Annotated in this window: 10 protein-coding genes; 7 read left to right on the forward strand and 3 right to left on the reverse strand. The window is 53.1% G+C overall.

Features of this window, described 5'->3' with window-relative positions:
* Positions 1–116: 116 nt before the first annotated feature.
* On the reverse strand, positions 117–944 hold the full coding sequence (locus NDI45_RS12175; RefSeq protein WP_190791240.1) for a CPBP family glutamic-type intramembrane protease: 828 nt from the start codon (positions 942–944) through the stop codon (positions 117–119).
* Between the two features lie 125 nt (positions 945–1,069).
* Entirely contained in the window at positions 1,070–3,226 is a 2,157-nt protein-coding gene (locus NDI45_RS12180; protein ID WP_348247495.1) for an ATP-dependent RecD-like DNA helicase, read from the reverse strand.
* 726 nt (positions 3,227–3,952) lie between these two features.
* Between NDI45_RS12180 and NDI45_RS12185 the strand changes: the two genes are divergently transcribed.
* Both NDI45_RS12185 and NDI45_RS12190 read left to right on the forward strand, forming a co-directional pair.
* Positions 3,953–5,206: a DUF3747 domain-containing protein gene (locus NDI45_RS12185; RefSeq protein WP_190791241.1), complete on the forward strand. Its 1,254-nt coding sequence runs from the start codon at positions 3,953–3,955 to the stop codon at positions 5,204–5,206.
* Between the two features lie 819 nt (positions 5,207–6,025).
* The gene (locus tag NDI45_RS12190; protein ID WP_348247480.1) at positions 6,026–7,003 is read left to right on the forward strand and encodes a phosphodiester glycosidase family protein; all 978 of its coding nucleotides are present in this window, start codon (positions 6,026–6,028) and stop codon (positions 7,001–7,003) included.
* 123 nt (positions 7,004–7,126) lie between these two features.
* Here NDI45_RS12190 and NDI45_RS12195 read toward each other — a convergent pair whose 3' ends face one another.
* Positions 7,127–8,032 carry a heterodisulfide reductase-related iron-sulfur binding cluster gene (locus NDI45_RS12195; protein ID WP_190791248.1) on the reverse strand — a complete coding sequence of 302 codons (906 nt, stop codon included), beginning with the start codon at positions 8,030–8,032 and terminating at the stop codon, positions 7,127–7,129.
* 198 nt (positions 8,033–8,230) lie between these two features.
* On the opposite strand from NDI45_RS12195, the gene NDI45_RS12200 reads away from it, so the two are divergent.
* From NDI45_RS12200 to NDI45_RS12220, 5 genes are all read left to right on the forward strand, one after another.
* Positions 8,231–10,402 (forward strand): DNA polymerase III subunit gamma/tau, encoded by a 2,172-nt coding sequence (locus tag NDI45_RS12200; RefSeq protein WP_242067246.1) that lies wholly within the window; start codon positions 8,231–8,233, stop codon positions 10,400–10,402.
* Positions 10,403–10,456: 54 nt separating this feature from the next.
* Positions 10,457–11,539: a hypothetical protein gene (locus tag NDI45_RS12205; RefSeq protein ID WP_199296458.1), complete on the forward strand. Its 1,083-nt coding sequence runs from the start codon at positions 10,457–10,459 to the stop codon at positions 11,537–11,539.
* A gap of 244 nt (positions 11,540–11,783) precedes the next feature.
* On the forward strand, positions 11,784–12,350 hold the full coding sequence (locus tag NDI45_RS12210) for a pentapeptide repeat-containing protein (protein ID WP_242067247.1): 567 nt from the start codon (positions 11,784–11,786) through the stop codon (positions 12,348–12,350).
* 22 nt (positions 12,351–12,372) lie between these two features.
* Entirely contained in the window at positions 12,373–12,909 is a 537-nt protein-coding gene (locus tag NDI45_RS12215; RefSeq protein ID WP_190791243.1) for a DUF2243 domain-containing protein, read from the forward strand.
* 78 nt (positions 12,910–12,987) lie between these two features.
* Positions 12,988–14,175, forward strand: a complete 1,188-nt coding sequence (locus NDI45_RS12220) for a class I SAM-dependent rRNA methyltransferase (protein WP_190791244.1) — start codon at positions 12,988–12,990, stop codon at positions 14,173–14,175.
* Positions 14,176–14,203 lie beyond the last annotated feature (28 nt).

Here is a 14,203-nt window from a genome sequence, read left to right on the forward strand (position 1 = left end):
TTTAACAGCTCAGACGACAGATTGCGTGTGGGCTCGGTATCTTGCCTGCCCAATTTGGGCAAGACGACCATTCCACAAGCCAGCTGAGAAGATTGCCCATGGCGTAAAGCCGATTTCTACAGGAACAGAGGCGCAATTCCGTGTAGAACGATATCTGCAACAAAGTGAGACAGCATCGCCGCCTCTAATCCAAACGTGAAGTAGAGATAGCCAAACCCAATTCCGGCTAATCCATTCAGCAAGATGGCTCGTGTAATCACTAGCGGCGTAAGCGGCAAAATCGCGGCGGTTGCGGGCAGGTGTCCTAAGCCAAACAGAATGGCTGCACTGATCGTCGCAATCCACAAAATCGATCGCGTCGGATGACCATTGGCACGATGAGCAATAAACTTGCCAATGAACGCAATCAACGAAAGAACAAACAGCCGCAGATAAATTTCTTCGTTAATGCCGCCGTAGAACGATGCAAGAAACCCTTGCCATACAGGAGGCTGAATCGCCGCTGCAACAGGACTGCTTGCCTGCCCCAATTGCTGAGCTAAAGCAGGCGCAAACACAAACGCATCAAGTCCCAACACCGCCAGCGATGCCACAATGCCCCAACCGATCGCCGGAAGCACAAACGCTTTGACCCGCTCACTCACTGACTCTCTTTCTGATTCTCCTTGAAGCAGAGCGCGTAAGATGGGTGTCCCTAGCCCTATGCGATTGGCAAAGAATAAGCCTGCGGCGATCGTAATTGCCAGCACGATCGCGGATTGTCCGATTTGTAGCGCAACGACAACAGGCAGCGAAAACGGAAGTTGAATCGTTGCCAAATTAGCAGATTGAAGGGTCAGTGCATAGGGAATTAGAGCGATCGAGCCCAGAATTCCGGCAAGCCAGAGCGTCAGAAAAATCCGTCGGTTCAAGGGTTTCGATTTTGATGGAACAGTTGCAACCATTGCAATAAATCTTCTCTAGCGCGATAGATTCTGTCAAGATTCTGCTCTATTCAAGCTTCGGCAAAGCCGCCTCCACCCAAAACGTAATCTTGCTCAAATTTCCCCTCATTTTCCCACTTCCCCACCTACGTCTGCAATCGTTCCATCAGCAGCGTATATCGTTCTCGATCTTTTACTTGCCGCACCGCATAGCCGATCGCCTTTTGAGGTCCAACAAAGATCGCCAGTTTCCGAGCGCGGGTGAGTCCGGTGTAGATCAAGTTGCGCGACAGCAAGAGATAGTGCTGCATATACACGGGCAGGATCACGACCGGATATTCGCTGCCCTGAGATTTGTGGATACTGATGGCAAAGGCGAGAGCAATTTCATTCAAATCTGCGTAATCATAGCTGACGAGCCGATCGCCAAACAAAACCGTCACTTCCTGCTGATCGGTATCGATCGCCTCAATCACGCCCAAGTCCCCGTTAAACACTTCCCGGTTGTAGTCGTTGACCTGCTGAATAATGCGATCGCCGACTCGAAGCGTTGTGCCGCCGCGCGTGAGTTCTGCTTTACCGAGTCCGGGCGGGTTGATGAGCTGCTGCAAGACCTGATTCAGGTTGCGAGTTCCCACTTCGCCGCGAGTCATCGGGCTAAGGATCTGCACCTCTTTGGGCTCAAAGCCAAGCGGGGGAATCAGGTGGGTAATCAAATCGCGGATTGCCTGCACCCCGTCTGGCGGTTCAGGTGCGTTGAGCGAAAGACAGTCCGATCGCGGCTGATTGGAAACTCGCTCGACTTGCGGCATCTGTCCCTGGTTGATGCGGTGGGCGTTCATCACAATCTGGCTGGTTTGCGCCTGCCGGAACACCTGAGTCAGTCGCACTACGGGAATTTCGCCAGAATGAATCAGATCGGACAGCACATTGCCTGCACCCACGCTGGGCAACTGATCAATATCGCCCACCAGCAACACCTGCGCCTCTGGGTCGATCGCCTTCATCAGCGAATTCGCCAGAAAGATATCGAGCATCGACGCTTCATCCACCACGATCGCCTCTGCCGGAATCGGGTTATCGCGATCGCGCTTGAAGCCCATTGTCGATGGGTCAAACTCCAGCAAACGGTGAATCGTTTTGGCTTCCTGTCCGGTCATTTCGCTCAGGCGTTGGGCGGCGCGTCCGGTGGGAGATGCTAAGGCGATCGATTTTCCCATTGCTTTCCAGAGGGCGACGATCGTGCGCGTGCAAAAGGTCTTTCCGGTTCCGGGTCCGCCTGTGAGAATCAGAACGCGCTGCTGGGCTGCCATCTCGACTGCCTGACGCTGCTGCTCTGAGAGCTGAAGCCCGGTTTTGTCGGTAAAGCGATCGATCCAACGCTGCACACGCGGCAGGTCTACCTGAACCGGCTCGATCAACAGTCGCCGCAATCGCTCGGCTAAGCCAAACTCCGCGCCGTAAAAGGTGGGCAAATAGCACAAATACCCCCGGTCTAAACTGTCTTGAATCACCAGTTCGCCGTCCTGTGCCAACTGTGCAACCAGGGGCGCGATTTCTTCGGGAACAGGCTGGTGGTCAGCAATTGCCAATCGCTTTACCGTGCGATCGACCAATTCATCCTGCGGCAAAAAACAGTGACCCTCGTCCGCCGCTTCCCGCAAAACGTGCAAAATGCCACTGCGATAGCGATACGTGGAACCTGGAGGAATGCCCAGATTGCGGGCGATCGTGTCTGCCGTGACAAAGCCAATACCGTAAATGTCGCTGGCAAGCTGATAGGGGTTTTCTGTCACCACCTCGATCGATCGATCGCCGTACTGCTTAAAGATCTTCACTGCGTAGGTCGTCGAAACGCCGTGCCCTTGCAGGAACAGCATCACTTCTTTAATCGACTTTTGCTCGACCCAGGCGGCCTGGATGAGTTTGACCCGCTTCAGCGCAATTCCCGGCACTTCCACCAAGCGATCGATCTGATGTTCGATAATTTCCAGCGTCTCCAAGCCAAAGTGAGCCACGATCCGCTTTGCCGTCACGGGTCCAACGCCCTTGATCAGCCCACTTCCCAGATACTTCTCGATTCCCGTTAGCGTTGCAGGCTTGGTTTCTCGATACTGCATCACCTGAAACTGCTGCCCGAACTTCGGATGATCGCGCCAAATGCCTTGAAGCTGAAGCGTCTGCCCCGCCTGAATATTGGCAAAGCTGCCGACGATCGTAATCAGCTCACTGGTGCGGGGAACCTTCATTCGCGCCACGGTATAGCCCGTCTCCTCGGAGTGAAAGGTCAGCCGCTCCACCACGCCCTGCAACGCTTCTGTGGGCGCACGATACGAACCCGCTTCGTCTTTTGCTTTAGCGGCTGAAGGATTCCCGGCTGAAGTGTTCCCGGTGGAATGATAGGAGGTCTGAGGATCAGTCACAGTGTCTTATCGCGTCTTGATCAAGTCATGTCCCTTCTCTATCCTGCCACTGATTTTTAGAGGCGATCGAGATTGGGGAATCAAGAAGACGGTTCGGTTCAGATTCGGTTCAGAATCCAGTTCACAATCCAGTTCACAATCAATTCCTTTGGAACATTTTCGATCGCAAGAAGGTCAAGGCAAGCGGATGAGGACGAACGCGGTTAAATTTTCTGCTAATCTCCATCATCAGCTTGATTTCTTCTCAATGAGTTACTGATCCATCATTCGATCGCAAAAGCATTAGGAAACAAACCAAATCTTTCTGCGTCTTCGACTGATTTAACAGAAATTCAGATTTCCCTCCAGGCTATAGTTCATCTCATTTTCGATACAGAATTAGGGAACTTTTGATTTGATTTCCGTCTTTGATTTTGTGAGCTGAATTTACCGCTAAAGCGATCGTCTTTTGATTCCTTAGCTAGTTTGTTGAAATCGGAAGAATGTAGAAAAGGGCTGATTCAAACTGCAATTTTTTTAGTTCCAGACGGTCCTTTCATTCCAATCCTTTTTGCTATCGCAATTGTCATCATCGGTCTTTCATTCATTCGTCTTCGAGGTGTTCCTATGAAGTCTACTTTTCGTCGCCTTGCTGCCGTTGCCGCTGTCACCACCACTGCTGTTGCAAGTGCATTAACCGCCATTCCTTCGATCGCCGGACAGTTTGGGCAAAAAGAAGTGGATCAAAGTAAGTTTGTTGCGGTTGCAGCTCCGCTTCAGGGCGGCAGTAACCACCAGCTTTTGGTACTGGAGCAGGTTTCTAGTGCGCGTCCTTGCTGGAGCGAATCGGGAGCAGCTCCGGTGGTCGTTGATCCGCTGCTGGTTCAGTTTGACTTCACAGGAATTTGCGGACGCAGCACCGACAGCAACGGCTACTCGATTCGAGTGAATGGCGAAGACCTGGGCTTGCAGTACAGCCTGCGCGTCGTGAAAAAAGATAACGATATGCTGCTGGTTGGTGCGTCGCGCGATCGTTCTAAGCCAATGCTGCTGCTGGGGCAAACTGACGGCGTCACCAATAACTTTGCCAAAATCAACCTGAATTCGGGCTGGCGGTTCACCAAGCGGATGTATGGCGAAAGCGTGCTGGGCCACGTTTATCTTACTTATGAAGGTGCAGCCGTGCCGACGATCGGGGCAGTTGGCGGCGGTACAGGAGCGGCTCCGGTGGTCACGCCTCCGAATCCGGGCACGGGTCAACCGACTTCTCGCTTCCGCGATACCGTGGGCGACATTTATCTGGCAGAGATCGATCGCGCCGTTCAGGTCGGCTTTATCTCTGGCTTTGAAGACAGCACCTTCCGCCCGCAGGCGGAGTTGACTCGTGAGCAGTTGGTTTCAATGGTGTTGGGGGCGATCGATAGCCTACCTAACGTGAATCTGAACGTTCCGGCTCAGGCAGGCGGCAACCCTTATTCCGATGTGGAAGCGTCGCGCTGGAGCGCAGCCCGGATTCAGTTTGCGAAGCAAAACAACCTGATCAGCGGCTACGAAGACGGCACATTCCGACCGGCTCAGCCTGTGACTCGTGCAGAGCTAATGGCAGTTCTGCGTCGGGCAGGTGAATATGCTAAGTCGCTTCAAGGTCAGCAGCCTCAGCTTCAGGGCAACCGTCCCGCGACTGCCTTCTCCGATACCAACGGTCACTGGGCAAACGGACTGATCAGCCAGATGTCCTCAGTGTGTAATGTAGCTTCTCCAGTGAATGAGCGCGGCACTGCCTTCTCGCCCAATAGCGCAGCTCAGCGAAACTATGCGGCGGCGGCAACCCTGCGAATGCTCAACTGTGTTAACCCTCAGCAAACTGCTGCTCAGCCGTAGCAAAACTTTTGCAGGCATCGGGAAACAGGGTTTTCTGGAAACGCTTGAGGTAAATACTTGACGCTGTCTACGGGTGGGTCTTTCGAGGCTCACCTGTTTTTTTGTATTGGAGAGGTTTTGTGCTGAAGTTGAGGTTGCAGACCGTAGTAAGGGGGCTGACGCATTCTTACAAGCTGCTATGTCTTCCGAGATATTTTACGAGACATAGAACCTATCCTTAATAGCGTCTCTGATTCGTTCCCAGAACAGCACAAAAATCTGTGCTCACTTATCAAACAAACGCTTTGTTTATATCATTACCTTTGCATCAATTTATGAAAGCTCAGCCTTGCGTATGTCTTGTCTGAGGAATTGTAAATAATTGTACGAAAGAATATCAAGGGATATTACAAGTCATGGACTTTCTCCCTGCTGCTGGCTAGTATTAATACATAGATAAATAAAGCCGTCAGCGAGAAACTCAGTATAAATACGCTGGCATTTAATAAATCAAACCCAGGCTGCTATAGTCTGGGTTTATTTTTGTTTCTTGTCTGAGTAATTTATCGCGTCATGTCTCAAACGATCGATTTTTCGTCGGGTTAGGCATCTTATCGACTCAATCTAAGTTGGGCAGGGCGTTCTCTAAGCAGCGATTTGAGAAGTCTTTGAGATGCTCCCTCAATGCTCCATAACTGGGGACTTCAAGGGGGGACTTTAACTGAGGACTTGGAAATTGCCTTCACCCTTCCTTTTAAGAAGATTGTCTTGAAGAAAAAATTTGAGGCAGAATACGGCAGGGAAGAAAAACTCGACAACTCAAATCCCTGAGGAGCAACAGTGAAACGTTGGTGGCTTGTTGGACTACTGCTTGTGGGGCTGGAAGTGCTGCTGTTTCAGGTAACGCATCGGGCCCAAACGCCCCCGCGCTCAGCCTCTACTGCTCAAATGCCTGCTTTTTCCGTTAATCCATCGGGCGATCCGTCGGGCAACCCATCTGTTGGTGAGATGGCTTCTCCTACTCCTAATCCAGCAGAGACAGTTCGCTATGAAACTTATACGCTGCCCCAAGCAACGGCTCATGTGCTGACGATTCCGAGCGGAAGTGGAGCGATCGTCCGAGTGGGGGTTGCGTCGGGCGCAGATTCCCTCGAAAACTTTGTCAAGTCTAGTGGGGCGATTGGGGCAATCAACGGTGGATATTTTGACCCGGAAAATTTGCTCTCCACTTCCTATGTAGTGCAGCAGGGGCAGCTTGTTGCCGATCCAAAACTGAACGATCGCCTGATGCAAAACCCGAATCTGGCTCCCTATATGGACAAGATTTTGAATCGATCGGAGTTTCGCCGCTATCAGTGTGAGGACGGAGTGCGCTATGCAATCACGCCGCAGAATGAAGCCACCCCTGCTGGATGCCAGCTTATCGATGGGCTGGGGGCAGGTCCGCAGCTTTTGCCCGCGCTCACCCTGGAACAAGAAGGCTTTCTGGCAGTGGAAAACGGGACAGTGATTCGAGACGCGATCGGCTACAGTCAGCCCAATGCGCGATCGGCGATCGGACTCACCGAGCAGGGAGCCGTGGTGCTGGTCATGGTAGCAAAGCAGCCCAATAATCCCTCGAACTCTGGCATTTCCCTGCCTGCACTCGCGGAGTTTATGAAAACCCTGGGCGTGATGCAGGCATTGAACCTGGACGGAGGCGGATCGTCTTCTCTGTACTATGACGGCAAAACGATCTTGGGTTCTGTGGATAACGCAGGAAATCCAGTGGGGCGATCGGTTAAGTCCGTGCTGCTGGTTGCGCCGCCGGCTCCTTAGAAGGTGTTTGTTTAAAGGAGTATTTGGGGAGTGTGAGAGGGACTACACTGCCCCCTGAATCCCCAAAAATGGTGGACTTTGAATTCCAGAAGTAAGTCATGGGATCTCTGCTTCCTGCAGTGATTACAGCCCCAGCTTTTCCAGCACCGGACGAGTCGAAACCACATGGCGTTCTAAGCCGAGCCGCTTGGGTTCGATGCCAACCGCTAAGCCAATGAGCTGTGGCAAGTGCAGCACGGGCAAACCGAGCTTGCGACCGATCGTATCCGCAACTTCGGGCTGACGCGAATCCAGGTTTAGATGGCACAAGGGACAGGGCGTCACCATACAGTCTGCGCCAGAGTCGATCGCGTCCTGGATATGATTTCCTGCCATTTGAAACGCCTGAGACGGAGCATAGCTTGAAAGGGGCCAGCCACAGCACTGGGTTCTGCCCCGATAGAAAATGGGCGTTGCGCCGATCGTCTCAAACACGCGCTCCATCGACTGAGGATTGTAGGGATCGTCGTAAGGCAAATGCTTTTGTGCCCGCAGCAGGTAGCAGCCGTAGAAAGCAGCACACTTCAAGCCGGAGAGCTGGCGCGTCACTTTTTCCGAGAGGGCATCCAGTCCGTAGTCACCCACCAGTGCCCAGAGCAGATGCTTCACTTCAGACGTGCCTTTGTAGGGAGAGCAGCCTTCGTCTTTCAGTAAACCGTTGACCTTATCAAAATAAGCCGTATCCGATTCCTTCGCCTCCTTCAGCCGCTCATCGACGTGACCCAGCACCCCCTGACAGGTACTGCAATGAGTGAGCAAGGGCAGGTTGAGCGATTCGGCGAGGGCAATATTGCGGGCATTGACGGTGTCCTCCATGAGCTGCGAGTCTTCCTTAAACGTCCCAGAGCCACAGCAGGACGCTTTTTTAAGCTCGATCAGCTCAATTCCCAGGGCTTCGGTCAGTGCCCCAGTGGACTGGTAAAGTTCCCGACAGGCGCCCTGTGCCACACATCCCGGAAAATAGGCGTACTTTAAAGTCATGGACAGCAGTATAAATGATCTAACATTTGCTCACTTCCATCATCTCTTTTTTAATGGGCGATCGTCCGAAGTTGACGCACTCCCTTAACATTGGTTGACTGAATCTCACCACAAGATTTCCCGCTCACCCCAAGCCAAACTTGCTAAAATCTTGACTCTCCCAGTCCCTCCCCTACCCATTCACTCATTCCCTCACCCCCCTCCCTCATGGTGACGACCCCGACCCCGCCCCTGCCCTACGAGCCGCTTCATCATAAATATCGTCCTCAAACCTTTGCTGAACTGGTTGGACAGGAGGCGATCGCCACCACATTGACCTATGCCCTGCGTCAGCAAAAAATCGCGCCTGCCTATCTCTTCACCGGAGCCAGGGGAACGGGAAAAACATCGAGTGCCAGGATTCTGGCAAAATCGCTCAACTGTCTGCAAAGCAATGTGCCTACTGAGACACCCTGCGGACGCTGCGAAGTTTGCCGATCGATCGCCAACGGCTCTGCCCTGGACGTGATCGAGATTGACGCCGCCAGCAACACAGGGGTAGATAACATTCGGGAGTTAATCGAACGCGCCCAGTTTGCCCCGGTTCAGTGTCGCTACAAAGTGTACGTGATTGACGAATGCCACATGTTGTCGACGGCATCCTTCAACGCCTTACTAAAGACTTTAGAAGAACCGCCCGATCGCGTTGTATTTGTATTAGCCACCACCGATCCGCAAAGAGTTTTACCGACGATTATTTCACGCTGCCAGCGATTCGATTTTCGGCGGATTGAATTAGGCGCGATGGTGAACCATTTGAGATCGATCGCTGCTAAAGAATCGATTCAAATTAACCCAGAAGCGCTTCAGTTGGTGGCGCAACTTTCCCAGGGCGGGCTGCGTGATGCTGAAAGTTTGCTGGATCAGTTGAGCTTGCTCGAAGGCGAAATTACTGCCGATCGCGTTTGGGATTTGGTGGGTGCGGTTCCAGAACGAGAGCTGCTGGCACTGGTGCAGGCAATGGCGGCAGATGATGGCGTGGGAGTGCTCGATCGGTCGCGGGCATTGCTCGATCGGGGTCGGGAACCGCTGGTGGTGCTGCAAAATCTGACCAGCTTTTATCGGGATATGCTGATTGCTAAAACCAGTCCCGATCGCCATGACTTAGTAGCAATCACGCCGCAGACTTGGGCAGAGCTGTGTGCCTTTGTCCAGCCCCTCGACCTGAGCCTGATTTTATCTGGACAGCAGCATCTCCGCACCTGTGAACCCCAGGTGAAAAACACCACGCAGCCACGCCTGTGGTTGGAAGTAACGCTGCTCGGGCTACTGCCTGCGGCAATGCAAAGCAGGTTTCCCGCTGGGGCGATCGGCAATATTACAGGCAATCTGGGAAGTTCAACGACCGTTCCCAAAATTACGATGCCTCCTCGTCCGGTTGCTCCGCCTGTTCAGCCTGCGTCTGAAGGAGCGCCTCCGCCAGTTCAAAAACCTGCGCCTGAAGCCAGCCCTGCTCAACCTGCGATCGAAGAAACCCGGCAAAACGCGACTCCGACCCGTAACCCTGCGGCAGCCCAAGCCGGAGCAAGCGGCAATGGTAATGGCAACGGCAATGGTAATGGCAACGGCAATGGTCATACGGCGATCGGCTCCAGCAACGGAACGCCCAAACCAGAATCCCCTGATCGGTCGCCTGCTCCCCCGATCGAGCCACAGCAGGACTGGTCTGAACTGTGGGAAAAAGTTCTGGGTCTGGTTCAGCCTTTTTCTACGCAAACCATGCTGCGGCAGCAGTGCCAGCTCATTCACTTCACAGGACAGGAAGCCCGGATTGGGGCACGATCGCAAAATCTGTTCAAGATGGCAAAAGATCGGCTGCCCAACATCGAAGCTGCGTTTGCAAAACTCTATCCACAGCCCATTAAAGTGACGCTGGAAGTGCTGGTGCGCAACGAGATAACGCCTGCGACCAGTGCCCCCATGCCTGCCCCGCCGACCCCCCTGTATCCTCCGGCTCCGCCTGCTGCTCCCCGCCAGGTCAAAGAAGAATCTCCTCCTGCGAAGGCGTTTGAATCAGCGAATGTTCCGCCAACTCAGAGCAGTTCTCCCAACGGAGTTAACCCGTCTCGGCTGCCGGTGCGCCCCTCTGAGACGGCGTTACCTACTGCTTCAGCGATGCCTGCCAGTGATTTTGTTGAACCTGCTGCAAGCTGGACTGCCGAAGATGAAGTTACTCGCGCTGCCAAAAGTTTGGCTCAAATGTTTAATGGTCAAATCGTGTGTTGGGATGATGAAACCGAGGGCGAATCGGTGAATGCCTTACCGGAGGAACCGTTGCCTGGAGGACAGCCTGTTTTAGAAACCCTGGATTCAGACCCGGATGGCGATGTCCCCTTTTAAGCTGGCAAACTTCAGGAATAATCGTGCGCTGAGCGGGGTGAACGGCTGCGCTTATTGCCCAAGACGTATGAAATCCAAGAGATTTCCGTAGATAATCGATCTGCACTGGGTAAAGCAGGCTTTATGAACGGAGACGATCGGCTGAACCTACCATTTGTGAACGATCTGTCTCAGCTTCCCCGAACCTTTGCCGAAACGATCGCTCAAATCGAAAAAGCTGCCCTGCAACGGCTGGCTGAAGAAGCAGATCGAAAAAAGCTCTATTACCATACCGAAACCCACATCAGGAACGTTCAGCGACGATCGCACCAAATTTTTGACGCAATTTACCCGGCTTTAACCCAGGAAGCCGCAGCCAATTCCACACCGATCGATCTGGAGCGAATGCGGCGATTGCTGAATCTGTGTGCGGTGGCGCATGATATGGTGCAGCTCTTTGAACACAATCCTCAAGGCCACATGGCGCGGCGGCGAACGCCCGGGGTCAGCGAAATTGCCACGATCGAGGAGCTTGTCGCCTATATTCATCAGACCAATCAGCAGCTAGAGCAGCAAAATTCCAGCCATGCCAGATTGACCGAGACCGATATTGCCATTATTCGAGAAGCAATCCACGCCACGATCTGCGCTTATGATTCTCAGGAGCAGGCGATTTATCAGCCGTTGCTTTATGACCCCCAGCAGTCTCCGGCGATCGTCACTCGGATTCTTGCCCTGGCAGATATCGGTGCGCTGGGAATGGACGGCATTGAGGTGTATAACCAGGAGGGCAGCCTGCTATTTTTAGAGGAAAATCCTGACGTGATTTCGCTCCTGCAAGACGGCACCCTCTATCAGCTCGAAGAAACCAATCCAGCCTTGGCGCAAAACATTCGGCAACGTTTATTAAGTCGCTGTCGCTTTCAGGTGAATTTTGCAAAAAGTCGGCTGGCGCGTATCGAGCCAGAGCTGCAAGGCTTTCCAGAAGCAGCAATTCCAGTTTTGAGGCATGAAATATTCAAATACCTGACTCCTGAGACCGTTCGGCGCGTTGAAGCCATTACGCCAACTGATAACGGAACTGGCTTGGGAAAGCTGCTTCAGTTTTTTCGATTTGAACAGTATCTCGATCTTGAGATTGAGGAGCTTGAGGTTTAGCAGGAGCTTGAAATTTAGATTGAGTCCGCCGAAACGAAATGGTTTGAGCGAAGAAACGGATAAAGACAAGCTGTACCTCTAGAGGGGCGTTTTGCAAACTGGGTTTCATTACGCTGAACAATACGGCGTAACAATACGGCTGGTTAATTATTCCAGCACAATGCGTCCAACGTAGTAATTCCAGCGCAGTGATTCCAGCCAGTGATTCCAGCGCAGTGATTACACCTGATTACACCTTGGCGAGATGGATACGGAGCGATCGGAAATGAATGCAGAAGAACTGATGCGGCGATACGAGGCAGGAGAACGGGACTTTAGCATTGCTGATCTGAGTCAGGCAAGTCTGGAAGGAGTGAACCTCAGCGGTGCAGTGTTGCATGGCGCAATGCTCGATCGGGCAAACCTGCGGGGCGCAAACTTGAGTCAAGCGGTGTTGAGCGGAGCCACGCTAAAAGGAGCGGATCTACGAGAAGCAGACCTGCGAGAAGCGGATCTGAGTGATGCAGTGCTAGATGAGGCACGGCTCACCGGAGCGAATCTGGAAGGGGCGATTCTAGATCAAGCCGACCTCACCAGTGCCAATCTGGAAGGCGCAGATCTGACCGGTGCAGACTTGAGCGAAGCGGAAATGTATGCAGCTGACCTGACGGGAGCAGAGCTAGACTATGCCAACCTGCAGCAGGCAAACCTGACGAAAGCCGAATTGGATAAAACGAATCTGAAAGGCGCAAATCTAGAAGACGCTAACCTGAAGGATGCGATTCTGGATGAGGCGATCGTAGAGGGCACAATTCTCGAAGGCAGGTTGTAGCAAGGGATTTTATGAGGTAGCCATGACCCTTAACCCTCCTTCCGCCTCCTCGGTTCAGCAATCTGCGGCGATCGATCGTTTGGTGGCGCGTCCCCTGATCATTGCCGGAGTTGTGCTGGGCTTGGGCATCGGCGGATTTTTTGACGGCATTATTCTGCATCAGCTTTTGCAGTGGCATCATATGTTTTCCAGCGTGGAAACCGATATGACTGTTGCTGGACTGGAGCTGAATACGCTGGGCGACGGGCTGTTTCACCTGCTCGATTATGGGCTGACGCTAACCGGGATTTATCTGCTGTGGCGTGCCGGACGTGCTGCCGATCGCTTCTGGTCGGGGCGGGTTCTGCTGGGGGCAATGCTGGCAGGCTTTGGACTGTTCAACCTGGTCGAAGGCGTGATTGATCACCATCTGCTGCAAATTCACCATGTGCGGTCGGGTCCGAACGAGCTGCTGTGGGATCTGGGCTTTTTAGCTTCTGGCGTTGTGCTGTTCGCGATCGGCTGGCTGCTGATACGAGCAGGTCAGAAACAGGGGGATCCACAGGCAGAGGTTCGCTAGGCTGGTAAGCCGAATCTTGACCCAGACCTCTGGCTCGATCGTTATAGTGGAAAAGTTGCTCACAGGCAGGGTCAGGCAATGCCTCAGTTTTCGCGGGTTATTTTGCGCCGCTCGAAGGAAGACGCAGTGAAGCGGTTTCATCCCTGGATTTTTTCGGGGGCGATCAAGCAAGCCGAGGCACAGGACGGCGATATCGTTGAAGTGTACAGCGACAGCGGCGAGTATTTGGCAACCGGGCTGTATCACGACAGCAATATTGCCGTTAAAATTCTTGCCTTTCATCCGGTCACTAACCTGGATGAGCTGTTTGCTAATCGCATTCAACAGGCGGTTCAGGTTCGCTCGCAGCTCGGCTTAACCGGGAGCGAAACCACTAACTGTTATCGATTAATTAATGCAGAAGGCGATAATCTACCCGGTCTGATTGTGGACTGGTACAACGGCACAGCGGTGATCCAGGCATACTCGATCGGGATGTATGGGCAGCGTCAGCGTATTCTTGCTGGACTGCAAGCGGTTTATGGAGAAAGCCTGAGAGCCGTTTATGACAAAAGTGCGTCAGTGCTGCCCCGATCGCTTGGCGCAACGCCAGAATATCTGCTGGGCGAAAAAACTGACGAGCCGGTGCGGGAATACGGGCATCACTTTCAGGTGGACTGGGAAACCGGACAAAAAACTGGATTTTTCCTTGACCAGCGCGAGCATCGCCAACTGCTGACCCGCTATGCTTCCGGGAAGCAGGTCTTAAACACCTTTAGCTATTCGGGCGGATTCTCGGTCTACGCGCTGCAAGCCGGAGCCACAACCGTGCATTCTGTTGATAGTTCCACAAAGGCGATCGATCTCACGAAACAGAATGTTGCCCTCAATCCGCTTCAAACGGGCACACCCGAAGGCACACACGAAGCCTTTACCGACGATGTGTTTGTCTTTCTCAAAACCTGCGATCGGCAGTATGACGTGATTGTGCTCGATCCGCCTGCTTTTGCCAAAAACGTGTCTGCTCGACATCAGGCAGTAATGGCATACAAGCGGCTCAATCTGCAAGCATTCAACAGGCTGCGATCGGGCGGGGTGCTGATGACGTTTTCCTGTTCTCAAGTCGTGCAGCGCGATCATTTCCAGGGGGCAGTTCTGGCAGCGGCGATCGAATCAGGCAGGTCAGTGCGAATTTTGCACCATCTGACGCAACCTGCGGATCATCCAGTGAATTTGTTTCACCCGGAGGGGCTGTATCTGAAGGGGTTAGTGTTGTGGGTGGAGTAGGTGTGGGTGGAGTAGGTGAAGAAGGGAT

The organism is Leptolyngbya sp. GB1-A1 (assembly GCF_039962475.1).
Taxonomy (GTDB): domain Bacteria; phylum Cyanobacteriota; class Cyanobacteriia; order Elainellales; family Elainellaceae; genus Leptolyngbya_A.